The organism is Schaalia naturae, assembly GCF_042665795.1.
Taxonomy (GTDB): Bacteria; Actinomycetota; Actinomycetes; order Actinomycetales; family Actinomycetaceae; genus Pauljensenia; species Pauljensenia naturae.
Window position 1 is genome coordinate 1,778,807 of sequence record NZ_JBHTEF010000001.1, and the last position, 22,191, is coordinate 1,800,997.

The window sequence follows — 22,191 nt, forward strand, 5'->3', positions numbered from 1 at the left end:
GCCGTCAGAGGCTGAGGCGCTCCTTGACGATGCCGGCCAGGGAGGAGGCCACGGCGTCGGCCGACTCCTGGGTGGGGGCCTCGACCATGACGCGCACCAGGGGCTCGGTTCCCGAGGACCGCAGGACGACCCGCCCGGTCTCCCCCAGGTCCCGCTCGGCGGCGGCGACGGCCTCGGAGAGGGGCCCGTCCGCGGCGACGCGGGTCTTGTCGACGCCCCGCACATTGATGAGCGTCTGGGGCAGGCGGCGCACGAACGCCGTGAGATCCCCCAGGTCGCGCCCGGTCTGGTGGACCATGCGGGCCAGCAGCAGGGCGGTGAGCACGCCGTCACCCGTCGTCGCGTGGTGGCGGGCGATGACGTGGCCCGACTGCTCCCCGCCCAGCGCGTACCCGCCCTCGAGCATCTTCTCCAGGACGTAGCGGTCCCCCACCGCGGTCTGGATCGTCCGGATGCCGACGTCGCGCATCGCCAGGATGAGGCCGAGGTTCGACATGACGGTGACCACCAGCGTGTCGTGGTCGAGCGTCCCGGCGTCCCGCATGAACACCGCGAGGGATCCCATGATCTTGTCGCCGTCGATGAGCCGGCCCGCGCGGTCGACCGCCAGGCACCGGTCTGCGTCTCCGTCGAAGGCCACCCCGAAGTCGGCGCGCGCCGCGACGGTGGCCGCCTGGATCTGCTCGGGATGGGTGGAGCCGGCGCGCGCGTTGATGTTGCGCCCGTCCGGGGAGGCGTTGATGACGACCACGTCCGCCCCGGCCTCGCGCAGGGCCTGGGGTCCGAGGAAGGAGGCGCCCCCGTTCGCGCAGTCCACGGCGATGCGCAGGCCACGCAGGTCCGTTCCCGCCGCCTCCATCAGGTGGGTGACGTAGGACTTCTCCGCCCAGTCGTCCTCATAGTCGACCTCGCCGACGTCGGCGCCGGTGGGACGTTCCCACGGGGAGCCCAGCAGCTCCTGGATCTCGTCCTCCACGGCGTCGGCCAGCTTGAAGCCCCCGCGCCCGAAGAACTTGATGCCGTTGTCCGGCATCGGGTTGTGGGAGGCGGAGATCATCACCCCGAGGTCGACATCGTCCTGCGTGGCCGTCAGATGCGCCACCGTCGGCGTCGTGACGACGCCGATGCGCACCACGTCCATTCCCGCGGAGGCGAGCCCCGCGGCCAGGGCGTGGTCGAGGAACTCCCCGGAGATGCGCGTGTCGCGCCCGATCACCGCGCGCGGCTTCGACCCGTCCGCCCGCGGTCCTCCGCCGATCCGCCGGGCCGCGGCCTCGCCCAGCTGCAGGGCGAGTTCCGCCGTCAGCTCCTTGTTGGCGAGCCCTCGCACGCCATCGGTTCCGAACAGTCTGCCCATCCTCGGGTCCCTCTCCACACCGCCTCGCGGGCCCGGGCGGGCACGCCGCGCACCAGGATACCGCGGCGGTCCCTCTCCCCCGCCGTCTCCCGGCCGCCGTGCCGGGGTCGGGGGAGGACGGGGATGCGCAAGGACCCCGTCCTGCGCCATGCGGGACGGGGTCCTTGCGATGACCGCCCTTGGCTGGGCGATCGGAGGCGATCAGCGCTTGGAGTACTGGGGCGCCTTGCGCGCCTTCTTCAGACCGGCCTTCTTGCGCTCGGTGGCGCGGGCGTCACGGGTGAGGAAGCCGGCCTTCTTCAGGGCCGGGCGGTTCGCGTCGCGGTCGATCTCGTTGAGGGCGCGGGCGATGCCCAGGCGCAGGGCGCCGGCCTGGCCGGAGATGCCGCCGCCGTTGATGCGGGCGAGGACGTCGAAACGGCCCTCCAGGTCCAGCAAGACGAACGGCGCCTTCACGAGCTGCTGATGCAGCTTGTTGGGGAAGTATTCCTCCAGGGTGCGGCCGTTGATGGTCCACTGGCCGGTGCCGGGGACCAGGCGCACGCGCGCCACGGCCTCCTTGCGGCGGCCGAGGCCGGCGCCCGGAGCGGTGAGGGACTGACCGGCGCCGGCGGGCGCCGACTCGGTCTCTGTGGTGTAGGAGCTGGGAGCGTTGTCCTCATCCAGCTCGGCGATGGCGGTGGTCTCAGCCACGGTTCTCCTCGGGAAGTTCACACACTCAGGAGCGACGAGCTCACTGGGCGATCTGGGTCAGTTCGAACGGGATCGGCTGCTGGCCGGCGTGCGGGTGCACCGAGCCGGCGTAGACGTGCAGCTTGGTCAGCTGCTGGCGTCCGATCGTGTTGTGCGGGAGCATGCCGCGCACCGCCTTCTCGACGGCCCGCTCGGGGCGCGTCGCAAGCAGATCACGGTAGCTGACGGCCTTGAGTCCGCCGGGGCGGCCGGAATGGCGGTAGGCCATCTTCTGATCAAGCTTCTTGCCGGTCAGGACGACCTTGTCGGCGTTGATCACGATGACGTAGTCGCCCTGGTCCATGTGCGGGGCGAACGTCGGCTTGTGCTTCCCACGGAGGAGGACGGCGACCTGGGCCGCCAGACGGCCGAGGACGACGTCGGTGGCGTCGATGACATACCACTTCTTGTCGGCGTCCCCAGGCTTGGGTGAATAGGTGCGCACGGGCGTAGCCTTCAATTCTTTCGGTCAAGGAGCACACACGGCCGGCCACTGCGAAGTGACCGTCGCGCACTCTCGATGAGATCTGTTCGCGAGGCGCCAGCATCAGCGAACGGCGAGTGGGAAGCACCGGTGACGCGGCTGGCGCGCAGCGCGAATCAGTCTATCGAGGCGGGTGTGACTGGTCAAAGACTGGCGCTGTCCTGTGGGCGATCACTCACACCGGACTCGCCGCATCGTCCGGCCTCACCGCGCGGAGTCCCCCGTCATCCCCCGCACCCGCGGCACTGCTCCTCCTGATCGCGGCGGTGGCGGGCCAGCCCGGCGCGGGCGGCCCACTGGTCCTCGTCCGGGTAGTCCACCCCCTCCAGGGTGAGGCCGCAGGCGGGCGCGATCGGCGCGGCCCGGGTCCTGGAGCGCGCCTCCAGCAGCTCCCCGGGCCAGGCGGCGGAGCGGCGTCCGCGCCCGACCTCGATCAGGGCGCCGACCAGGGAGCGGACCATCGAGTGGCAGAACGCGTCGGCCGACACCCGCACGACGACCGGGGCTCCGGACTCCCCCTCCGGGGAGCCTGTTCCTCGCCAGACCCGCAGCTCCCGCAGCGTGCGGATCGTCGTGGCACCCTCGCGGGGCCGGCAGTACGCGAGGAAGTCATGCTCTCCCAGCAGGGCTTCGGCCGCGACGTTCATCGCGTCGAGGTCCAGCGGGCCGCCCGGCAGCCACAGCACGTCGTGGCGCCGCAGCGGGTCGCGCTCGCGCACCTCGTCGCACAGCCGGTAGGAGTAGTGGCGCCCCAGAGCGGAGAAGCGCGCGTCGAAGTCCGCGCTCACCCTCGCCGCCCGGTGGACCACGAGGTCGCAGGCCGTGCCCGGCCGCCGCCCGCCGACCCGTTGCCGATGGCGCTGCGCCAGGATGCCGTTGACGCGCCGGACCAGCGCCTCCCCGGGAGGACGTCGCGGACCCCCGCGATCCGGACCCTCCCAGGCCTCGGCGGGCAGGTCCACGTGGGCGACCTGATGGCGGGCGTGGACGCCGGCATCGGTCCTGCCCGCCACGGTCAGCCGCACCGGCGCGCGCGCCGCCGTGGCGAGCGCGGAGGCCAGCTCCCCCTCGACGGTGCGGAGACCGGGCTGGTCCGCCCATCCGTGGAAGTCCGTCCCGTCGTAGGCGAGGTCCAGGCGCACCCGCAGCGCGGCGGGTGCGCTCACAGCTCCCACGAGCGCACCCCGCCGACCAGGCCCGCGTCGTTGGGGACCACGACGATGTCCTCGCCCATGCGCTGCAGATTGAGGACCGTGATGCGTTTCGAGTTGCCCCCGCCCAGGTAGAGACGGTCCCACATGTACATCGGGCGCAGGCCGTCGACCACCCGCCGCACGCGGCGCGACCAGTGGGCGTCGCCCAGCCGGAGGCGCTCATGCTCCCCGATGTAGTCGTCGTAGGTGAGCCCCCACCGCACGAATCCCTGCGAGACCTCGACGTGGGGCGCGAGGCGCCCCCCGTCGAAGACCGCGTTGCCCAGGCCCGTGCCCAGCGTGATGATCATCTCGAGCCCGGTCCCGGTGATGACACCGGCCCCGGCGACCTCCGCGTCGTTGCGCACCAGGGCGGGCAGCCCCAGCGCCGTGTGGATGGCGCGGCCCATGTCGAAACGTGACCACCGCTCGACCAGCTCGGGCAGCACGCGCGAACGCGGCCCGTCCTTCGTGATGTAGTGCGGAGTCGTCACGACGACCCCGTGCCGGATCATCCCCGGCATCCCCATCGTCACCCGCGTCGCCCGCGGCAGGGACCCGGCGAGGCCGACGACGGTCTCCACCAGCAGCTCCGGGGGCAGAGGGTAGGGCGTCGGCGTGCGCCGCGCCGGCGCGATGAGCGTGCCCTGCGCGTCCACGACCGACGCCTTGATCCCACCGCCGCCACAGTCGATCGCCAAGGTCATCTCATCAGCCATGGCCCCAGCCTAGAGGAGCGGCCCCGCGGCGGACTCACGCGGGGAGCGGAGAGCTGCCCTCACGCCGGTGGGGCCGGGAGCGCGAACGCTCCCGGCCCCACCGGCCGCCCGCCCTCCGTTCGGGGGCGGGCCTCAGATCTGGGATCCCTCAGGCGTCACTTCCCGTCGGGGTCCTCGTCCGCCGCTTCCTGCTCCGCCGCGTCCTCGGCCTCACCGGCCTCCTCGGCGACCTCCTCGGCCTCGTTGGCGGTGGCGAGGTCACCCTCCTCGCGAGCCTCCTCGGCGCGCTCGGAGGCGGCCTGAGCCGACTCATCGGCCTCGGCGGCGACCTCTTCGGCGGCGGCCCGGGCGGCTGTCTTCTCCGCCGCGGAGACGACGGCCTTCTTCTCGACGCGCTCGAGGACGAGCTCGATCCGGGCCATCGGCGCGTTGTCGCCCTTGCGGGGGCCGACGCGCGTGATACGCGTGTACCCGCCCTCGCGCTCGGCGTCGATCGCGGGGACGACGACGTCGAAGAGCTCGTAGACGGCGTCCTTGTTCGGGATCTTCTTCGCGACCAGACGGCGGGCGGCGATATCGCCGCGCTTCGCCTTGGTCACGAGCTTCTCCACATAGGGCTGCAGCGTCTTGGCCTTCGCCTCGGTCGTCGTGATCGCGCGGTGCTCGATGAGCTGGACGGCCAGGTTGGCCAGGATGAGCTTCTGGTGGGCGGGGCTGCCACCCAGACGGGGGCCCTTCTTGGGGGTGGGCATTGATGTCTCCTAGTGATGAGGTGTGCGTGCGCGGCCCGCGGGAGGCGCGGGCCGCCGGGTCGGACCGGTCAGGCGGGTGCGGGTCAGAGCGGCTGCTCGTCGCTGAACTGCACCGAACCGGAGTCCGACTCGCCGCCAGCGTTGGGCAGGGCCGAGTCCTTGAGGGTCATCCCCAGCGCGGCCAGGGCCTCCTTGATCTCCTCGATGGACTTCGTCCCGAAATTGCGGATGTCCAGCAGATCGGCCTCCGAGTGGGCGACCAGCTCGCCCACGGTGAGGATGCCGCGACGCCGCAGGGCGTTGTAGGACCGCGACTGCAGGTTGAGGTTCTCGATCGGCAGCGCCAGGTCGGCGGCCAGGGACGCGTCCGTCGTCGAGGGGCCGACCTCGATCCCCTCGGCCTCCTCGTTGAGCTCGCGCATGAGCCCGAACAGCTCGACCAGGGTCTTGCCCGCCGAGGCCAGGGCGTCGCGCGGGCTGATCGCCGGCTTCGTCTCGACGTCGATGATGAGGCGGTCGAAGTCGGTGCGCTGCTCGACGCGCGTGGCCTCGACCTTGTACGTCACCTTGAGGACCGGCGAGTAGATCGAGTCGATCGGGATCCGGGAGAGCTCGGCCTGGGGATCCTTGTTCTGGGCCGCGGACACGTAGCCGCGTCCGCGCTCGACCGTCAGCTCGATCTCGAGCTTCCCCTTGTCGTTGAGCGTGGCCAGGTGCAGCTCCGGATTGTGGATCTCCACACCGGCGGGAGGCGTGATGTCCCCGGCGACCACCTCGCCGGCGCCCGCCTTGCGCAGGTACATCACGACAGGCTCGTCGTTCTCCGAGGAGAGCACGATCTGCTTGATGTTGAGGATGATCTCGGCGACATCCTCCTTGACGCCCTCGATGGTGTGGAACTCGTGCGGCACGCCCTCGATGTGGATCGAGGTCACCGCCGCACCCGGAATGGAGGAGAGCAGGGTGCGCCGAAGGGAGTTGCCCAGCGTGTACCCGAACCCGGGCTCGAGGGGCTCAAGGGTGAAACGGGAGCGGAACTCGCTCACCTTTTCCTCGGTCAGGATGGGTCGCTCTGCAATGAGCACGTCTTGGTCCTTTCTTCCCGGCGACCGCTATATGACGCCGGATGGGGGTCCCGCCCTCGAGGCGGGGAAGGGGATGTGGAGTGCGCCGGACCAGGGCGGAGCCGACGGGCGGGCCCGTCGGGGGCACCCCGGGTCCGAGGTGCCGGGCCCAAGGGGGAACGGCGCCCCGGAGGCGCCTCAGACGCGGCGACGCTTCGGCGGACGGGCGCCGTTGTGAGCCTGGGGGGTGACGTCCTGGATGGAGCCGACCTCCAGGCCCGCGGCCTGGAGGGAGCGGATCGCGGTCTCGCGCCCGGAGCCGGGGCCCTTGACGAAGACGTCGACCTTCTTCATGCCGTGCTCCTGGGCGCGTCGCGCGGCGGCCTCGGCGGCCAGCTGCGCGGCGAACGGAGTGGACTTGCGCGAGCCCTTGAACCCCACCTGGCCGGAGGAGGCCCACGCCAGGACGGCGCCGGTGGGATCCGTGATGGAGACGATCGTGTTGTTGAAGGTGGACTTGATGTACGCGTTGCCGTGCGTGACGTTCTTGCTCACCTTGCGGCGCGGCTTGCGCGCGGCGGTGGAACGGGTGGTCTTTGCAGCCATGTGTGTGCCTGGTCCTTGCGAGTCGAGGGGTGCCGGGGCGCGTCGCCCGGGCGAGATCGGTTACTTGCCGGCCTTCTTCTTGCCGGCGACGGTGCGCTTGGGGCCCTTTCGGGTCCGCGCGTTCGTCTTGGTGCGCTGGCCGTGGACGGGCAGGCCGCGGCGGTGGCGCAGACCCTGGTAGGAACCGATCTCGATCTTGCGGCGGATGTCCGCCTGGACCTCGCGGCGCAGATCGCCCTCCACCTTGTAGGCGGACTCGATGTAGTCGCGCAGCTTGACGAGGTCCTCCTCGGAGGCGTCCTTGACCCGCAGGTCGGGACTGACGCCGGTGGCGGCGAGGGTCTCCAGGGCGCGGGTGCGCCCGACTCCGTAGATGTAGGTGAGCGCGATCTCCAGCCGCTTCTCGCGGGGCAGGTCGACGCCGGCAATGCGTGCCATGTTGATGCTCCAGTGGGTTGTCGGAGGCCGTCACATCGTCCTCCGGGCCTCCCGTGGGAGTCGCCCGGCCCCGGCCTCCGAACCGGGGGTCCGCTGCATGCGGTCGGCGATGTGCATGGTGGGCGGGAGTCCCCGCCCGAGTCCTGCGGTCAGGGCCTCAGCCCTGACGCTGCTTGTGCCTGGGGTTCTCGCAGATCACCATGACGGTGCCGTGGCGACGAATCACCTTGCACTTGTCACAGATCGGCTTGACACTCGGCTTGACCTTCATGGTGTGTCCCTCCGCCGCTGGTGCGGCGCTCTCAGATGCGGTTACTTGTAGCGATAGACGATCCGGCCCCGCGAGAGGTCGTAGGGGCTCAGCTCCACCACCACGCGGTCCTCGGGGAGGATGCGGATGTAGTGCTGCCGCATCTTCCCTGAGATATAGCCCAGCACGATATGCCCGTTGCTCAGCTCCACGCGGAACATCGCATTGGGCAGGGCCTCGACCACCGTGCCCTCGATCTCGATGACGCCGTCCTTCTTCGCCATGTCCTCCGTCTGTCCTCTGTGTTCTGCCGGTGGTTCCGAGGTGCCGGACCACGCAGGGGCGCACTCATCCCCTGATGTGTGGGTACACGAAGTCAGGGCGCGCATGCCCGACTGTCCACTGTACGGCATCGACCCCGGTGGGCGGAACCGAGCAGCCTGTCATGTCGCTCACGCCACGAACCGTTCGCCCCTGAGGCGGGGCCGCTCCCCGCTCAGTCGAGGCTGACCGGGACGACGCCGTAGGGCGCCAGCCCGGCCCTGCCGGAGTCGGGGGCGGTGAGAACGCTGACGCCGTCGTCGAGCAGCGCGATCGTGTGCTCCCAGTGGGCCGCGTCCCCGCCGTCCAGAGTCTTCACCGTCCAGTCGTCGGCCAGGGTCACCGTCTCGACGTCACCGGTGACGAGCATCGGTTCCACGGCGAGCACCATCCCGGGACGCACCTTCGGGGAGATCCCCCGCACGCGGTAATTGAGCACCTCCGGGTCCTGGTGCATGGCCGTGCCGATGCCGTGGCCCGTGTAGTCCTCGATGATGCCGGCCTCCCAGCCGTCGCGCTCCGCGTGCTCGGCGACGACGTGCTCGACGGCCTCCCCGACCGCGGACACGCGCCTGGCCGAGGCCAGCGCCGCGAGCGCCGCCCACATCGATTCCTCGGTGAGCGCGTTGAGCTGGAGCCGCCTGAGCCCCTTCTGCCCCTGGGCCGCGCCGTCCCCGCCGCAGATCACGGTGAACGCGGCGTCGCCGTGCCACTGCCGCCCCCCGGCCATCAGATACGCCCCGCAGTCGAAGCTGACGATGTCCCCGGCCTCCAGCACCCGCTCATCCGGGATGCCGTGGACGATGACGTCGTTGACGGAGATGCACACCGTCGCCGGGTAGCCTCCATACCCCAGGAAGTTCGAGCGCGCGCCATGCCGGGCGATGACCTGGGCCGAGACCCGGTCGAGTTCGTCTGTGGCGACTCCGGGGCGCACCGCCTCGCGCAGCGCGCGATGGATGTCGGCGACCACCAGGCCCGCACGGCGCATATGGCGCATCTGCTCGCGGGTCTTCAGTTCGATGCGGTCCCGATGGAGCACTGGGCCGTTCACTTCCCGCCGGATTCCGGATGGGACGCGCCGTCCACGGAGTCGAGGACGTCGAAGATCCGGTGCGTCACCTCGTCGACCGTGCCCTGCCCCGAGACGAGCTCGAGGAGGTCCTGGTCGGCGTAGTAGGTCGCCATCGGCTCCGTCTGGGCGTGGTAGACCTCCAGGCGGCGCCGGATCACCGGCTCGGTGTCGTCCGCCCTGTTCTGCTCCCTCGCGCGGTTGAGGAGCCGGGAGACGACCTCGTCCTCGTCGACCTCCAGCTCCAGGACCAGGTCGAGGCGGACCCCCAGGTCCGCCAGCATGTCGCGCAGCGTGTGCGCCTGGTCGAGGGTGCGGGGATAGCCGTCCAGCAGGAAGCCCCGGGCCGTGTCCGGGGCCTGAAGGCGCACGCGGACCATCGGGTCGGTCACCGAGTCCGGCACGAACTCCCCGCGGTCCATGTAGGACTGGGCGAGCCGTCCGAGATCCGTGCCCTCGGCGATGTTGGAGCGGAAGATCTCCCCCGTGGAGATCGCGGGGACGCCCAGGCGCTGCGAGATGCGCGCGGCCTGGGTCCCCTTTCCGGCTCCGGGCGGTCCGAGCAGGACGATGACTGTCATCGTAGGAATCCCTCGTAGTGGTGTTGCTGGAGTTGCGTGTTGATCTCCTTGACCGTCTGCAGGCCGACGCCCACGATGATGAGGAGCGTCGTCCCGCCGAAGGGCAGCTGCCCGTTCGTCAGGTTGAGCGGGATCATCAGCAGCGAGGGGATGAGCGCGATGACGACCAGGTAGACCGCGCCGGCGGTCGTGATCCGGTTGATGACGAAGCGCAGGTACTCGGCGGTGGGGCGACCGGCCCGGTAGCCGGGGATGAAGCCGCCGTAGCGCTTCATGTTGTCCGCGACCTCGTCGGGGTTGAAGGTGATCGACGTGTAGAAGAAGGCGAAGCCGAGGATCATCAGGGCGTACAGCGTGAGGTACCCCCAGGACTGCTGCCCCAGGTTCGCGCTGATCCACTGCACCCAGCCGTCCGTCGGCTGCCCGAACTGGGCCGCCATCCCGGGGATGGCCAGCAGCGAGGAGGCGAAGATCACCGGGATGACGCCCGACATGTTGATCTTGAGCGGGATGTAGGTGGTCGACCCGCCGTACATCCGCCGTCCGACCATCCGCTTGGCGTACTGGACGGGGATGCGCCGTTGGGCCTGCTCGACGAAGACCACGGCCGCGGCGACGAGGAGGATCATGACCACAATGAGGCCGACCTTGCCCCAGCTGCCGCCCTGGCCGATCTCGAGGAGCTGGGCGGGCATCCGCGCCGTGATCGAGGTGAAGATGAGGATCGACATGCCGTTGCCCACGCCGCGCTCGGTGACGAGCTCTCCGAGCCACATGATGACCGCGGTCCCCGCCGTCATCACGATGATCATGATGAGGAACATCGTCACCGACTCGTCCGCGATGACGTCCTCGGAGCAGCCGGGGAACATGTTCCCCGAGCGGGCCAGCGAGATCATCGTCGTGGACTGGAGCAGGCCCAGGCCGATCGTGAGGTAGCGCGTGTACTGGGTGAGCGTCGACTGGCCCGTCTGCCCCTCCTTGTGGAGGTCGTCGAAGCGGGGGATGACGACGCGCAGCAGCTGGATGATGATGGAGGCCGTGATGTAGGGCATGATGCCCAGCGCGAAGAGCGACAGTTGCAGCAGCGCTCCCCCGGAGAACAGGTTGACGAGGTCGAGAAGCCCCGTCTGATCCTCCTGCACCAGGCAGGTCTGGACGGCCTGCGAGTCCACTCCCGGCGTGGGGATGAAGCAGCCCAGACGGTACACCGCCATGATGAACAGCGTGAACAGCAGTTTCCGACGAAGGTCGGGGGTGCGGAATGCCTGTGCGAACGCACTGAGCACGGCTTCCTCCTCGTGGCGATGTGTGCCCTTTGGGAAAAGGGATGGAATGGCCCGGGCCAGCCTACCCGAGTTCGGGGGACCTTCGCGAACGGCTCCGGGTGCCGAGGGCGCCCCCGTCGGGGGCGCCCGTCCGGGCGCGAATGAACGGGGGGTGGTCCGGCGCCTCGTCCGGACCACCCCCCACGTCGGGCTCAGCGCACCGTGAGGGTGCCGCCCGCCTTCGTGACCTTCTCCTGCGCCGACGCCGACCAGGCGTCGACCGTCAGGTCGAACTTCGCCGTGACCTCGCCGGCGCCCAGGACCTTGACCGGCTGGCCCTTGCGCACCGCGTGGCGTGCGACCAGGTCCTCGACCGCGACTGCGCCGCCCTCGGGGAACAGCTCCTGCAGCTTGTCGAGATTGACCACCTGGTACTCGACGCGGAACGGGTTGGTGAAACCGCGCAGCTTCGGCAGGCGCATGTGGATCGGCATCTGCCCGCCCTCGAAGTTCGCGGGCACCTGGTAGCGCGCCTTCGTTCCCTTCGTGCCACGGCCCGCGGTCTTGCCGCGCTTGCCGCCCTCACCACGGCCCACACGGGTCTTGGTGGTCTTGGCCCCGGCGGCCGGGCGCAGGTGGTGGAGGCGCAGGATCTGCGCCTTCTCCCCGGCTGCGGGCTTCTTCGACGTGGAGTCCGCCATGGTCAGTCGACCTCCTCAACGGTGACCAGGTGGCGCACCGTCTGGATCGCGCCACGCACGGTGGCCGAATCCTCGCGGACGACGCTCTGGCCGATCCTGCGCAGCCCGAGGGTGCGCAAGGTGTCTTTCATGTTCTGACGTGCGCGGATCGTGGACTTGATCTGCGTGATCTTCAGGTTCGCCATCACTCATTCACCCCTGCCGCGGCCTTGCCCGCCTCGGCCCCCTCGGCCTGGGCGCGCTTCTCGGCCTCGCCCTCGGCGCGGGCCCGCAGCATGGCCTCGGGAGCGACGTGCTCCAGCGGCAGGCCCCGGCGAGCCGCGACGGCCTCGGGCTGCTCGAGCTGCTTGAGCGCCGCAACCGTGGCATGAACGATGTTGATGGCGTTGTCCGATCCCAGCGACTTCGTCAGCACGTCCTGGACGCCGGCGGCCTCCAGGACCGCGCGGACCGGGCCGCCGGCGATGACGCCGGTCCCCGGGGATGCCGGGCGCAGCAGGACGACTCCCGCGGAATCCTCCCCCTGGACGAGGTGGGTGATGGTGCGGCGCACCATCGGGACCCGGAAGAAGCTCTTCTTGGCCTCCTCGACGCCCTTGGCGATCGCCTGGGGCACCTCCTTGGCCTTCCCGTAGCCGACGCCCACAGTGCCCTCGCCGTCGCCGACGACCACCAGGGCCGTGAAGGAGAAGCGGCGGCCTCCCTTGACGACCTTGGAGACGCGGTTGATGGTGACGACGCGCTCGATGTACTGGTCCTTGTTGTTGTCACTGCGACGGTTGTCGCGGCGGTCGGACTGACGCCCCCCGCGACGATCGCGGCGCTGCTCGCCGTCGTTCGCGCGCTCGGAGCTGGCCTGACCGTTCCTGCCTCGCTGCGGTGCAGCCATCAGTTGCTCTCTCTTTCCTCAGTCGCGTTCACAGCTCGAGCCCGCCCTCGCGAGCGGCCTCCGCGACAGCCGCGACGCGGCCGTGGTACTGGTTGCCCCCGCGGTCGAAGACCACGGTCGTGATGCCGGCGGCCTTCGCGCGCTCGGCGATCAGCTCGCCCACGTGCCGCGCCGCATCCGTCTTCGTGCCCTCCACCGAGGCGAACGCGTCCTCCATGGTCGAGGCGGAGACCAGCGTGTGACCGACCGTGTCGTCGACCACCTGGGCCACCATGTGGCGGTTCGAGCGGGTGACGACCAGGCGCGGACGCTCGGGCGTGCCCGAGATCTTCTTGCGCAGGCGCTGGTGGCGGCGCTTGCGCGCGACGACCTTGCCCGTGCCCTTGACGCTGTACGCCATCACTTACCAGCCTTTCCGACCTTGCGACGGATCGTCTCGCCCACGTAGTGGATGCCCTTGCCCTTGTAGGGCTCCGGCTTCTTGAGCTTGCGGATCCGCGCGGCGGTCTCTCCGACCAGCTGCTTGTCGATGCCCGAGACCGTGAGCTTGGTCTGGGAGTCGACGGTCAGCTGGATGCCGTCCGGCGCCTCGAAGGGCACCGGATGGGAGAATCCCAGGGCGAACTCGACGTTCTTGCCCTTGGCGACCACGCGGTAGCCGGTGCCGGCGATCTCCAGCTGCTTGCTGTAGCCCTCGGTCACGCCGGTGACCATGTTCGCGATGAGCGTGCGGGTCAGCCCGTGCAGGGAACGCGAGGTCCGCTCGTCGTCGGGACGCGAGACCTGGATCTGGGCGCCCTCGACGGCCACGGTGATGGGCTCGGGGACGGTGTGCGCCAGCTGGCCCTTGGGGCCCTTGACGGTGACGACCGGGCCGTCCAGCGACACGTCGACGCCCGCGGGGACGGTGATGGGGTTCCTACCGATTCGTGACATTGTTCAGCCTCCTCTCACCACACGTAGGCGAGGACTTCCCCGCCCACTCCCTTGTCGGCCGCCTGGCGGTCCGTCAGCAGACCGGAGGACGTGGACAGGATCGCCACGCCCAGGCCGCCGCGGACACGGGGCAGGTTGGTGGACTTGGCGTACACGCGCAGGCCCGGCTTCGAGACGCGCTGGAGTCCCTCGATCGCGCGCTCGCGACGCGCGCCGTACTTGAGGGTCAGCGTCAGCGTCTTGCCGACCCGGGCGTCCTCCACCGACGTCGTGGCGATGTAGCCCTCCCTGACCAGGATGTCGGCGATGGCCGCCTTCAGCTTGGAGTAGGGCATCGACACGGCGTCGTGGTGCGCCGAATTCGCATTGCGCAGACGCGTCAGCATGTCTGCGATCGGATCAGTCATTGTCATGGGGGAGAATCCCCTTCCTCGTCGCGGTTTCCGCCGGTTGCCCGGGACCTACGACGTAGTCGTTACCAGCTGCTCTTCGTGACGCCGGGGAGCTCTCCCTTGAGGGCGAGCTCGCGCAGGCACACGCGGCACAGTCCGAACTTGCGGTACACGGAGCGCGGGCGACCGCACCTGTTGCACCGGGTGTAGGCGCGCACCTGGAACTTCGGGGTGCGGGCCGCCTTGATCTTGAGGGACGTCTTGGCCATGTGTCAGTCCTCCTTGAAGGGGAAGCCGAGGTGGCGCAGCAGAGAGCGCCCCTCCTCGTCGGTGGCGGCCGAGGTCACGACCGTGATGTCCATCCCGCGCACGCGGTCGATGGAGTCCTGGTCGATCTCGTAGAACACGGACTGCTCCGTGAGCCCGAAGGTGTAGTTGCCGTGCCCGTCGAACTGCTTCGCCGACAGTCCGCGGAAGTCGCGGATGCGCGGCAGGGCCGTGGAGAGAAGACGGTCGAGGAACTCCCACATCCGGTCCCCGCGCAGCGTGACGTGGGCGCCGATGGCCTGCCCCTCGCGCAGCTTGAACTGCGCGATGGACTTCTTCGCCTTCGTCGTGACCGGCTTCTGCCCGGTGATCAGCGAGAGGTCGCGGATGGCGCCCTCGAGCGCCTTGGCGTCGCGCGCCGCCTCGCCCACGCCCATGTTGACGACGATCTTCACCAGACCGCCGACCTCCATGACGTTGCCGTGCTTGAACTCGTCGAGAAGCGCGGGACGCACCTCGGAGACGTACTTTTCCTTGAGACGCGGGGCCATGTCAGATCTCCTTGCCCTGCTCGATGCCGCGCGCGGCCCCGCCGCGCGTGACGCGGACCCGGACCGTCTTCATGCGCCCGTCGCGCTCGACGGTGTCCTCCCGGAAGCCGACGCGCACGCGCTGCTTCGTGTCGGGGTCGACGAGGGCGACCTTGGCCAGCGAGATCGGGGCCTCAATGGTCTCGATGCCGCCGGAGGACCCCTGCGTCTGGCCCTGGCGCACGTGGCGCGTCTTGAGGTTGATGCCCTCGACGAGCACCTTCCCCTCCGCGGGCAGGACCCTGATCACGCGTCCCTGCTTGCCCTTGTCGCCCGGCTTGAGCGGCTCGAGGCCCTGCTCGGTGCGCCGCGCGTTGCGCTCGGCCAGCTTCTTCTCATCGGACGTGCGGCCACGGACCACCTCGACGAGGTCACCCTTGCGGATCCTGGCGGGCATCAGATCACCTCCGGGGCGAGCGAGACGATTCGCATGAACTTCTTGTCGCGCAGCTCCCGGCCGACCGGCCCGAAGATGCGCGTTCCGCGGGGCTCGCCGTTCGAGCCCAGGATGACGGCGGCGTTCTCGTCGAAACGGATGTACGAGCCGTCGGGACGGCGCGTCTCCTTGCGTGTGCGCACGACGACAGCCTTGACGACCTCGCCCTTCTTGACGGCGCCGCCGGGGATGGCGTCCTTGACGGTCGCGACGATCGTGTCGCCGATGCCCGCGTAGCGCCGAGTCGAGCCGCCGAGCACGCGGATGGTCAGGATCTCCTTGGCCCCCGTGTTGTCGGCGACCTTCAGTCGCGACTCCTGCTGGATCATTTTGTGTGACTCCTGTCGTCGAGCCGGTTCTCACTGCCGCGGGGTCTCCCCCGAGGCGCGAGCCTGGCCGAACGGATGATGGTCTGGTGGGCGAAGGTCACTTCGCCTTTTCGAGGATCTCCACGACCCGCCAGCGCTTCGTGGCGGACAGCGGTCGGGTCTCCATGATCAGGACCAGGTCCCCGACATGGCACTCGTTGTGCTCGTCGTGCACCTTGACCTTCTTCTGCTTGCGCATGACCTTGCCGTAGAGCGCGTGCTTGACGCGGTCCTCGATGGAGACGACGACCGTCTTGTCCATCTTGTCGCTGGTCACGTAGCCGCGACGGACCTTGCGCTGGTTGCGAACCGGAGCCTGGGTCTCGGACATGGCGTTCACTCCTCCTCGGTGGTCGGCGCCGTGCGGAAGCCGAGCTCCCGCTCACGGGCGATGGTGTAGATCCGGGCGATGTCGCGACGAACCGTCTTCATGCGTCCGTGATCCTCCAGGGAACCGACGGCCTGCGAGAAGCGGAGGTTGAACAGCTCGGCCTTGGCCTTCTCCAGCTCCTTGGCCAGCTGCGCGTCGTCCATCGCGTCCAGGTCGGCGGTGGTCAGACCCTTCTCGGCCATCAGATGTCACCACCCTCTCGGACCACGAAACGGGTCTTCATCGGAAGCTTGTGCTGGGCGCGGCGCATGGCCTCGCGAGCCAGCGGCTCCGACACGCCGCCCAGCTCGAACATGATGCGCCCCGGCTTGACGGGGGCGACCCACCATTCGGGCGCGCCCTTGCCCGAGCCCATGCGGGTCTCGGCGGGCTTCTTGGTCAGCGGCCGGTCCGGGAAGATGTTGATCCAGACCTTTCCGCCGCGCTTGACGTGGCGGGTCATCGCGATACGGGCCGCCTCGATCTGGCGGTTCGTGACGTAGGCGGCCTCCAGGGCCTGGATGCCGTAGTCGCCGAAGGCCAGCTCGGTCCCACCGGTGGCCATGCCGGTGCGGTGGGGACGGTGCTGCTTGCGGTACTTGGTCCGACGGGGAACGAGCATCGGGCTCAGGCCTCCGTTCCGGTCTCGGCAGCGGCCGCAGGCTCCGCGGCCGGCTGCTGCTGCGTGGTGTCCTGCTGCGGGCGGCGCTCGGAACGCTCGGAGCGCTCACCGCCGCGGCGCGGGCCCCGGCGATCGCCGCGGCGCCCGCCGCGGGTGGCCTGCTCGGCCTGCTGGCGCGCGAACTCGCGTTCCGTGATGTCGCCCTTGTAGATCCAGACCTTGACGCCGATACGACCGAAGGTCGTGCGCGCCTCGTGGAACCCGTAGTCGATGAAGGCGCGCAGGGTGTGCAGCGGCACGCGACCCTCGCGGTAGAACTCGGAACGGCTCATCTCGGCGCCGCCGAGGCGGCCCGAGACCTGCACGCGGATGCCCTGGGCGCCGGCGCGCTGCGCGGACTGCATGCCCTTGCGCATGGCCCGCCGGAACGAGACGCGCGCCGCGAGCTGCTCGGCGATCCCCTGGGCGACCAGCTGGGCGTCCAGGTCGGGGTTCTTCACCTCGAGGATGTTGAGCTGCACCTGCTTGCCCGTCAGCTTCTCCAGGCTCTGACGGAGCCGGTCGGCCTCGGCGCCGCGACGTCCGATGACGATGCCCGGACGGGCCGTGTGCAGGTCGACGCGGACCCGGTCGCGGGTGCGCTCGATGTCGACCTTCGAGATGCCCGCCCGCTCGAGGCTCTCGGAGAGCATCTTGCGGATCGCGACATCCTCGGCCACGTAGTCGGCGTAGCGCTGACCCTTCGTGGTGGAGTCCGCGAACCAGCGGGACCGGTGGTCGGTGGTGATCCCCAGTCGGAACCCGGTCGGGTTGACCTTCTGGCCCATTACCGGTCTCCCTTCTTCGTGTCGTCCGTGGTGCCCACCACGATCGTGATGTGGCTGGAGCGCTTGAGGATCCGTCCGGCGCGTCCCTGCGCACGCGGACGGAAGCGCTTCATCGTCGGCCCCTCATCGACGTAGGCCTCCAGCACGCGGAGGTCGGCCTCGTTGAAGGTCTCGCCGGCGAGCTCGGCCTTGACCTTGGAGTTCGCCATGGCGCTGAGCAGCACCTTGCGGACATCGGTTGCGACGGCCTGCGGGGCGAACCGCAGAATGTCGGCGGCCTCGAGGGCGCCCTTGTTGCGAACCTCGTTCACGACACGGCGCGCCTTCTGGGGCGTGACGCGAACGTAACGCGCCTGCGCCTTGGCTTCCATGAAATCCTGCCTCTTCTTCCGTGAGGGCCGGCTCAGCGCCGACGTCCCTTGCGATCGTCCTTGTCGTGGCTGCGGAAGGTCCGCGTGGGCGCGAACTCCCCGAGCTTGTGGCCCACCATCGACTCGGTGACGAAGACCGGGACGTGCTTGCGCCCGTCGTGGACCGCGAAGGTCAGCCCCAGGAAATCAGGGGTGATGACCGAACGGCGCGACCAGGTCTTGATGACGGCCTTCGAGCCCGACTCGTTCGCGGCGTCGACCTTCTTGAGCAGGTGGTCGTCGACGAACGGGCCCTTCTTCAAACTGCGCGGCATGTCTCCAGCTCCCTATCAGCGCTTCTTGCCGGTCCGGCGACGACGCACGATGAGCTTGTCGCTGGGCTTGTTCGGACGACGGGTACGGCCCTCGGGCTTGCCCCACGGGCTGACGGGGTGACGGCCACCGGAGGTGCGTCCCTCGCCACCGCCGTGCGGGTGGTCCACGGGGTTCATGACGACGCCGCGGACGTGCGGGCGCTTGCCCTTCCACCGCATGCGGCCGGCCTTGCCCCAGTTGATGTTCGACTGCTCGGCGTTGCCGACCTCGCCCACCGTCGCGCGGCAGGTGATCTCGACGTTGCGGATCTCGCCGGAGGGCATGCGCAGCTGCGCGTAACGCCCTTCCTTGGCGACCAGCTGGACCGACGTGCCAGCCGAGCGGGCGATCTTCGCGCCGCCCCCGGGCTGGAGCTCCACGGCGTGCACCATGGTGCCCAGCGGGATGTTGCGCAGCGGCAGGCAGTTGCCGGGCTTGATGTCGGCCTCGGGGCCCGACTCCACCCGGTCGCCCTGCTTGAGGCGGGCGGGCGCCAGGATGTAGCGCTTCTCGCCGTCGGCGTAGTGCAGCAGCGCGATGTAGGACGTGCGGTTCGGGTCGTACTCGATCTCGGCGACCTTCGCGGGCACGCCGTCCTTGTCGTGGCGACGGAAGTCGATGACGCGATAGGCGCGCTTATGCCCGCCTCCGCGGTGACGCGCGGTCACACGGCCGTTGGAGTTGCGCCCGCCGGTCTTGTGGAGCGGGCGGACCAGCGACTTCTCGGGCGTGGAGCGCGTGATCTCGACGAAGTCGGACACGCTGGCCCCGCGGCGCCCGGGAGTCGTGGGCTTGTACTTGCGGATTCCCATGATGTTCCTCGCCTCTCTCAGCGCGCCGAGGCCTGCTCGCCGAAGATGTCGATGGTGCCTTCGCGCAGGGTGACGATCGCTCGCTTGACGTCCTTGCGCCGCCCGATCCCGTCACGGGTGCGGTAGGCCTTGCCCTTGCGGTTCTGCGTGGCGACGGCGCCGACCTTGACCCCGAAGATCTGCTCGATGGCGATCTTGATCTCGGTCTTGGTCGCACGGGGGTCCACCTCGAAGGTGTACTTGCCGTGGTCCATCAGCACCGAGGACTTCTCGGTGACGACCGGCTTGAGGACGATGTCGCGGTGGTTCTTGCTCGCCTCGATGGCGCTCACTTCGTCTCCTCCTTGGTGCCCAGGAAGGTCGCCAGCGAGGCCTGCGTGAACACGACGTCCTCGTTGTCCAGCACGTCGTAGGTGTTGAGCTGGTCGGCCCACAGCAGGTGGGTCTCGGGCGCGTTGCGCAGACTCAGCGCCGTCACCTCGTCGTCGCGCTCGAGGACGACCAGGGCGGTGCGTCCCTCCGTGAGGGTGCGCAGCGCGGCGAGCGCCTTCTTGGTCGACGGCTTCGCGTCCTCGATGAGGGCGGTGACGACGTGGATGCGTCCGGCGCGGGCGCGGTCGGACAGGGCGCCCCGCAGCGCGCCGATCTTCATCTTCTTGGGGGTCCGCTGCGCGTAGTCGCGCGGCTGCGGCCCGTGGACCGTGCCGCCGCCGGTGAACTGCGGGGCGCGGATGGAACCCTGGCGGGCGTTGCCGGTGCCCTTCTGGCGGAACGGCTTCTTGCCGCCGCCGGAGACCTGGCCGCGGGTCTTCGTCGCGTGGGTCCCCTGGCGCGCCGCCGCCAGCTGGGCGACGACGACCTGATGGATGAGCGGGATGTTCACGGGGGCGTCGAAGACCTCCGCGGGCAGGTCGGCGGAGCCCACCTTCGATCCCTCGACGTCCAGGACGTCAACGGTCAGAGCGTCGGACATGATCACGCACCCTTCACGGACGAGCGAACCAGGACGACGCCGTTCTTCGGGCCGGGGATGGCGCCCGAGATGAGCAGGAGGCCCTTCTCGGTGTCGACGGCCTGGATCGTCAGGTTCTGGATGGTACGGCGGGCGTTGCCCATGCGGCCGGCCATGCGCGTGCCCTTGAAGATGCGACCGGGGGTCGCGCACGCGCCGATGGAGCCGGGCTTGCGGTGGTTGCGGTGGGCGCCGTGGGTGGCAGAGTCGCCGTGGAAGCCGTAGCGCTTCATGACGCCGGCGAAGCCCTTGCCCTTGGTGTTGCCGGAGACGTCGACCGACTGGCCGGCCTCGAACAGGGCGGCGCCCAGCTCCTGGCCGGTGGCGTAGGCGTCGGCGCCGGAGGTGCGGACCTCGGCGAGGTGGCGCCGGGGCGTCACGCCCGCCTTCTCGAAGTGGCCGGCCAGGGGCTTGGTCACCTTGCGGGTGTCGATCTCGCCGAATCCGAGCTGGACGGCGGAGTACCCGTCGGTCTCGAGGTCGCGCACCTGCGTGACGACGTTGGTGTCCACCTGCACGACCGTGAGGGGCACAAGGCGCCCCTCGGCGTCCCATACCTGGGTCATACCCAGCTTGCGGCCGAGCAGCGCCTTGACGGGCGCCGCGGCCTGCTGCGTGGTGTCAGTAGTCATGAGATGTGTCCTCAGAGCTTGATCTCGATGTTGACGTCGGCGGGGAGATCGAGCCGCATGAGCGAGTCGACCGCCTTGGGCGTCGGGTCGATGATGTCGATGAGCCGCTTGTGCGTGCGCACCTCGAAATGCTCGCGGCTGTCCTTGTACTTGTGGGGCGACCGAATGACGACGTACACGTTCTTCTCGGTCGGCAGCGGCACCGGGCCCACGACCGTGGCACCCGCGCGCTGCACGGTTTCCACGATCTTGCGCGCGGAGCTGTCGATGACCTCGTGGTCATAGGACTTGAGCCGGATGCGGATCTTCTGTCCCGCCATGCCGTCATACCTCTTCTCGTACAGCTTCGTCACCGGTCCCCGCATTCGGGCGTGTCGCTGTCAGGCGGCGCACCTGCCCGCGGTTCCTCCCCCTGTCCGGGAGGACGGACCGTTGTCTTGTCCAAAGAACCAGGGCATTGAGCCCGGCCCAGAGAGCCTCTGGAACGCCCCGCTCGCACGGGGCAACCGTGCAATCTTGGCAGATCCACAGCGTCCGGCACAAGCCCGGGGGCCCTGTCCTGCCTGTGAATCCGCCGACAGGGCGTGGCGTGGGGGCCACACCCGTCCTCCGCGCGGCGTCGGGCATCCACCCTACCCCCCGTTCGGGCGTGTCGAGAAATCAGGGTCGGGTCTTGCGCCCGTCGCCGGCAGGCGTGTCCGGAGGCGCCGCGCGGCTCGCCGACGGCGCCGCCCTCGTCACTCCGGCGCGTCCGCGCCCCCGGGTCGGGCCGCAGCCCGCCCGGCGCGCCTCGGCGTGCGCGGGTATCCGGCGCGCCACACGAACACCCCTACGAGGACGACGCCCGCCGCCAGGGCCGCGGCCCACCACGGGAAGCCCGGGATGTCGGGCACCGAACCCGCGGCGTCCAGGTCCTCCTGCGGGGTCGGTGTGATCCGCTCCCCCGTCACCAGGATGCGCTGGGAGTTGATGCCCAACGGCGTGCAGGTCACGAGGGTGACCAGGTCCTCCCCCGCCGTCGCCCGCAGCGACGCGGTATCGGAGGGGTCCACCACCTGCGTGCGGATCACCTGGTAGGTGAGGACCTGGTCGAGGACCTCGATGGTGAAGGTGTCGCCCTCCTTCACCTTGTCGAGGTTCGTGAAGAGGGTGGCCGAGGCGAGCCCCCGGTGCCCGGTGAGGACCGAGTGCGTGCCCTCTCCGCCCACCGGCAGGGAGGTGCCCTCGAGGTGGCCGACGCCCTTGAGCAGGGTCGCGTCCGAGGTGCCGTGGTAGATCGGCAGGTCGACGTCGATCGCCGGGATCCTCAGGCGCGCCATCACGCCCGTGGGATCGGCGAGCAGGGAGTCGTAGTCGAGCTGGCCGCCCTCGGAGGTGCCCGCGCCCGTGGGGACGTTCGCATTGGCCTGCAGGAGCGCCCCGGCGCTGAGGAGGTCGTTGTACTCGTGCGCCTCGGCGAGCTGCTGGGCGATGGAGGGGGAGACATCGCCGTCGGCGACCTCGCTGGCGCGGGTCTCGATGAGGCGGGACTGGTCGTACTGGGAGAACCACGCCGCCGCCGTCGGGTAGACGAGGACGAGCATGCCCGCCAACGCGAGGAGCGCCGGGATCAGCGAGGTCCAGGACAGCCTCCAGCCCCGGCGCCCGCCCCCCTTCTCCCCGGCCCCTCCATCCGTCTGCGAGGACGCCCGCGCGTGCTGGGATGCGATCCTGGATGGCATCGGTGGTCTCCTCCTCACAACAGGGGCGTGGCGGGGAGGCCTGCGCCTCCCCGC

At 69.9% G+C, this 22,191-nt stretch carries 36 protein-coding genes; all 36 read right to left on the reverse strand.

The window, feature by feature from the left end; all coding sequences use genetic code 11:
• Window positions 1–4: 4 nt before the first annotated feature.
• Window positions 5–1,357 carry a phosphoglucosamine mutase gene (gene glmM, locus ACFQWG_RS07865; protein WP_380974046.1) on the reverse strand — a complete coding sequence of 451 codons (1,353 nt, stop codon included), beginning with the start codon at window positions 1,355–1,357 and terminating at the stop codon, window positions 5–7.
• Window positions 1,358–1,558: 201 nt separating this feature from the next.
• Window positions 1,559–2,050 (reverse strand): 30S ribosomal protein S9, encoded by a 492-nt coding sequence (rpsI, locus tag ACFQWG_RS07870; protein ID WP_291496423.1) that lies wholly within the window; start codon window positions 2,048–2,050, stop codon window positions 1,559–1,561.
• A 40-nt stretch (window positions 2,051–2,090) separates the two neighbouring features.
• The gene (gene rplM, locus ACFQWG_RS07875) at window positions 2,091–2,534 is read right to left on the reverse strand and encodes a 50S ribosomal protein L13 (protein WP_380974049.1); all 444 of its coding nucleotides are present in this window, start codon (window positions 2,532–2,534) and stop codon (window positions 2,091–2,093) included.
• A 263-nt stretch (window positions 2,535–2,797) separates the two neighbouring features.
• Window positions 2,798–3,748, reverse strand: a complete 951-nt coding sequence (gene truA, locus ACFQWG_RS07880) for a tRNA pseudouridine(38-40) synthase TruA (RefSeq protein WP_380974053.1) — start codon at window positions 3,746–3,748, stop codon at window positions 2,798–2,800.
• Window positions 3,736–4,485 carry an ROK family protein gene (locus ACFQWG_RS07885; RefSeq protein ID WP_380974056.1) on the reverse strand — a complete coding sequence of 250 codons (750 nt, stop codon included), beginning with the start codon at window positions 4,483–4,485 and terminating at the stop codon, window positions 3,736–3,738. The genes truA and ACFQWG_RS07885 overlap by 13 nt, the downstream gene beginning before the upstream one ends.
• Before the next feature lie 155 nt (window positions 4,486–4,640).
• A complete protein-coding gene (gene rplQ, locus ACFQWG_RS07890) occupies window positions 4,641–5,237 on the reverse strand; it encodes a 50S ribosomal protein L17 (protein WP_380974059.1) in 597 nt (198 codons plus the stop codon).
• Between the two features lie 83 nt (window positions 5,238–5,320).
• Complete coding sequence (locus ACFQWG_RS07895) at window positions 5,321–6,322, reverse strand: DNA-directed RNA polymerase subunit alpha (protein ID WP_291496412.1); 1,002 nt, start codon at window positions 6,320–6,322, stop codon at window positions 5,321–5,323.
• Between the two features lie 177 nt (window positions 6,323–6,499).
• Window positions 6,500–6,907 (reverse strand): 30S ribosomal protein S11, encoded by a 408-nt coding sequence (gene rpsK / locus ACFQWG_RS07900; RefSeq protein WP_291496411.1) that lies wholly within the window; start codon window positions 6,905–6,907, stop codon window positions 6,500–6,502.
• Between the two features lie 60 nt (window positions 6,908–6,967).
• Entirely contained in the window at window positions 6,968–7,345 is a 378-nt protein-coding gene (gene rpsM / locus ACFQWG_RS07905; protein WP_291496410.1) for a 30S ribosomal protein S13, read from the reverse strand.
• A 157-nt stretch (window positions 7,346–7,502) separates the two neighbouring features.
• Entirely contained in the window at window positions 7,503–7,616 is a 114-nt protein-coding gene (gene rpmJ / locus ACFQWG_RS07910) for a 50S ribosomal protein L36 (protein ID WP_291496409.1), read from the reverse strand.
• A 41-nt stretch (window positions 7,617–7,657) separates the two neighbouring features.
• On the reverse strand, window positions 7,658–7,879 hold the full coding sequence (gene infA, locus ACFQWG_RS07915; protein ID WP_291496407.1) for a translation initiation factor IF-1: 222 nt from the start codon (window positions 7,877–7,879) through the stop codon (window positions 7,658–7,660).
• 212 nt (window positions 7,880–8,091) lie between these two features.
• Window positions 8,092–8,958, reverse strand: a complete 867-nt coding sequence (gene map, locus ACFQWG_RS07920) for a type I methionyl aminopeptidase (RefSeq protein WP_380974066.1) — start codon at window positions 8,956–8,958, stop codon at window positions 8,092–8,094.
• 8 nt (window positions 8,959–8,966) lie between these two features.
• A complete protein-coding gene (locus ACFQWG_RS07925; protein ID WP_380974069.1) occupies window positions 8,967–9,569 on the reverse strand; it encodes an adenylate kinase in 603 nt (200 codons plus the stop codon).
• Window positions 9,566–10,858 carry a preprotein translocase subunit SecY gene (secY, locus tag ACFQWG_RS07930; protein WP_380974072.1) on the reverse strand — a complete coding sequence of 431 codons (1,293 nt, stop codon included), beginning with the start codon at window positions 10,856–10,858 and terminating at the stop codon, window positions 9,566–9,568. The genes ACFQWG_RS07925 and secY overlap by 4 nt, the downstream gene beginning before the upstream one ends.
• Before the next feature lie 191 nt (window positions 10,859–11,049).
• On the reverse strand, window positions 11,050–11,538 hold the full coding sequence (rplO, locus tag ACFQWG_RS07935) for a 50S ribosomal protein L15 (protein WP_380974075.1): 489 nt from the start codon (window positions 11,536–11,538) through the stop codon (window positions 11,050–11,052).
• Between the two features lie 2 nt (window positions 11,539–11,540).
• On the reverse strand, window positions 11,541–11,723 hold the full coding sequence (rpmD, locus tag ACFQWG_RS07940) for a 50S ribosomal protein L30 (RefSeq protein ID WP_380974078.1): 183 nt from the start codon (window positions 11,721–11,723) through the stop codon (window positions 11,541–11,543).
• Window positions 11,723–12,427 carry a 30S ribosomal protein S5 gene (rpsE, locus tag ACFQWG_RS07945; protein WP_380974081.1) on the reverse strand — a complete coding sequence of 235 codons (705 nt, stop codon included), beginning with the start codon at window positions 12,425–12,427 and terminating at the stop codon, window positions 11,723–11,725. Before rpsE ends, rpmD begins: the two co-directional genes overlap by 1 nt.
• A 28-nt stretch (window positions 12,428–12,455) precedes the next feature.
• Complete coding sequence (gene rplR / locus ACFQWG_RS07950; RefSeq protein WP_380974084.1) at window positions 12,456–12,827, reverse strand: 50S ribosomal protein L18; 372 nt, start codon at window positions 12,825–12,827, stop codon at window positions 12,456–12,458.
• Window positions 12,827–13,363, reverse strand: a complete 537-nt coding sequence (gene rplF, locus ACFQWG_RS07955; protein ID WP_380974087.1) for a 50S ribosomal protein L6 — start codon at window positions 13,361–13,363, stop codon at window positions 12,827–12,829. Before rplF ends, rplR begins: the two co-directional genes overlap by 1 nt.
• 14 nt (window positions 13,364–13,377) lie before the next feature.
• On the reverse strand, window positions 13,378–13,776 hold the full coding sequence (gene rpsH / locus ACFQWG_RS07960; protein ID WP_291496388.1) for a 30S ribosomal protein S8: 399 nt from the start codon (window positions 13,774–13,776) through the stop codon (window positions 13,378–13,380).
• Between the two features lie 62 nt (window positions 13,777–13,838).
• Window positions 13,839–14,024, reverse strand: a complete 186-nt coding sequence (locus tag ACFQWG_RS07965; RefSeq protein ID WP_380974091.1) for a type Z 30S ribosomal protein S14 — start codon at window positions 14,022–14,024, stop codon at window positions 13,839–13,841.
• Window positions 14,025–14,027: 3 nt separating this feature from the next.
• The gene (gene rplE / locus ACFQWG_RS07970) at window positions 14,028–14,573 is read right to left on the reverse strand and encodes a 50S ribosomal protein L5 (protein WP_291496384.1); all 546 of its coding nucleotides are present in this window, start codon (window positions 14,571–14,573) and stop codon (window positions 14,028–14,030) included.
• A 1-nt stretch (window position 14,574) separates the two neighbouring features.
• On the reverse strand, window positions 14,575–15,009 hold the full coding sequence (rplX, locus tag ACFQWG_RS07975) for a 50S ribosomal protein L24 (RefSeq protein WP_380974095.1): 435 nt from the start codon (window positions 15,007–15,009) through the stop codon (window positions 14,575–14,577).
• Window positions 15,009–15,377, reverse strand: coding sequence for a 50S ribosomal protein L14 (gene rplN / locus ACFQWG_RS07980; RefSeq protein WP_291496380.1), 369 nt, complete (start codon window positions 15,375–15,377; stop codon window positions 15,009–15,011). Before rplN ends, rplX begins: the two co-directional genes overlap by 1 nt.
• 97 nt (window positions 15,378–15,474) lie before the next feature.
• A complete protein-coding gene (gene rpsQ, locus ACFQWG_RS07985) occupies window positions 15,475–15,747 on the reverse strand; it encodes a 30S ribosomal protein S17 (protein WP_291496377.1) in 273 nt (90 codons plus the stop codon).
• 5 nt (window positions 15,748–15,752) lie between these two features.
• Complete coding sequence (gene rpmC / locus ACFQWG_RS07990; RefSeq protein ID WP_291496375.1) at window positions 15,753–15,989, reverse strand: 50S ribosomal protein L29; 237 nt, start codon at window positions 15,987–15,989, stop codon at window positions 15,753–15,755.
• Window positions 15,989–16,408, reverse strand: coding sequence for a 50S ribosomal protein L16 (gene rplP / locus ACFQWG_RS07995; RefSeq protein ID WP_291496373.1), 420 nt, complete (start codon window positions 16,406–16,408; stop codon window positions 15,989–15,991). The genes rpmC and rplP overlap by 1 nt, the downstream gene beginning before the upstream one ends.
• A 5-nt stretch (window positions 16,409–16,413) precedes the next feature.
• Window positions 16,414–17,235 carry a 30S ribosomal protein S3 gene (rpsC, locus tag ACFQWG_RS08000; protein ID WP_380974100.1) on the reverse strand — a complete coding sequence of 274 codons (822 nt, stop codon included), beginning with the start codon at window positions 17,233–17,235 and terminating at the stop codon, window positions 16,414–16,416.
• Window positions 17,235–17,606, reverse strand: coding sequence for a 50S ribosomal protein L22 (gene rplV / locus ACFQWG_RS08005; protein ID WP_291496369.1), 372 nt, complete (start codon window positions 17,604–17,606; stop codon window positions 17,235–17,237). Before rplV ends, rpsC begins: the two co-directional genes overlap by 1 nt.
• Before the next feature lie 32 nt (window positions 17,607–17,638).
• Window positions 17,639–17,920 carry a 30S ribosomal protein S19 gene (gene rpsS / locus ACFQWG_RS08010; RefSeq protein ID WP_291496367.1) on the reverse strand — a complete coding sequence of 94 codons (282 nt, stop codon included), beginning with the start codon at window positions 17,918–17,920 and terminating at the stop codon, window positions 17,639–17,641.
• A 15-nt stretch (window positions 17,921–17,935) separates the two neighbouring features.
• Complete coding sequence (gene rplB, locus ACFQWG_RS08015; RefSeq protein ID WP_291496366.1) at window positions 17,936–18,772, reverse strand: 50S ribosomal protein L2; 837 nt, start codon at window positions 18,770–18,772, stop codon at window positions 17,936–17,938.
• A 17-nt stretch (window positions 18,773–18,789) separates the two neighbouring features.
• Window positions 18,790–19,104 carry a 50S ribosomal protein L23 gene (gene rplW / locus ACFQWG_RS08020; RefSeq protein WP_291496364.1) on the reverse strand — a complete coding sequence of 105 codons (315 nt, stop codon included), beginning with the start codon at window positions 19,102–19,104 and terminating at the stop codon, window positions 18,790–18,792.
• Window positions 19,101–19,745 carry a 50S ribosomal protein L4 gene (gene rplD, locus ACFQWG_RS08025; protein ID WP_380974106.1) on the reverse strand — a complete coding sequence of 215 codons (645 nt, stop codon included), beginning with the start codon at window positions 19,743–19,745 and terminating at the stop codon, window positions 19,101–19,103. The genes rplW and rplD overlap by 4 nt, the downstream gene beginning before the upstream one ends.
• 2 nt (window positions 19,746–19,747) lie before the next feature.
• A complete protein-coding gene (gene rplC, locus ACFQWG_RS08030) occupies window positions 19,748–20,416 on the reverse strand; it encodes a 50S ribosomal protein L3 (RefSeq protein WP_380974110.1) in 669 nt (222 codons plus the stop codon).
• Between the two features lie 11 nt (window positions 20,417–20,427).
• Window positions 20,428–20,736 (reverse strand): 30S ribosomal protein S10, encoded by a 309-nt coding sequence (rpsJ, locus tag ACFQWG_RS08035; RefSeq protein WP_291496450.1) that lies wholly within the window; start codon window positions 20,734–20,736, stop codon window positions 20,428–20,430.
• A 417-nt stretch (window positions 20,737–21,153) separates the two neighbouring features.
• Window positions 21,154–22,137: a class C sortase gene (locus ACFQWG_RS08040; RefSeq protein WP_380974113.1), complete on the reverse strand. Its 984-nt coding sequence runs from the start codon at window positions 22,135–22,137 to the stop codon at window positions 21,154–21,156.
• Between the last annotated feature and the right edge of the window lie 54 nt (window positions 22,138–22,191).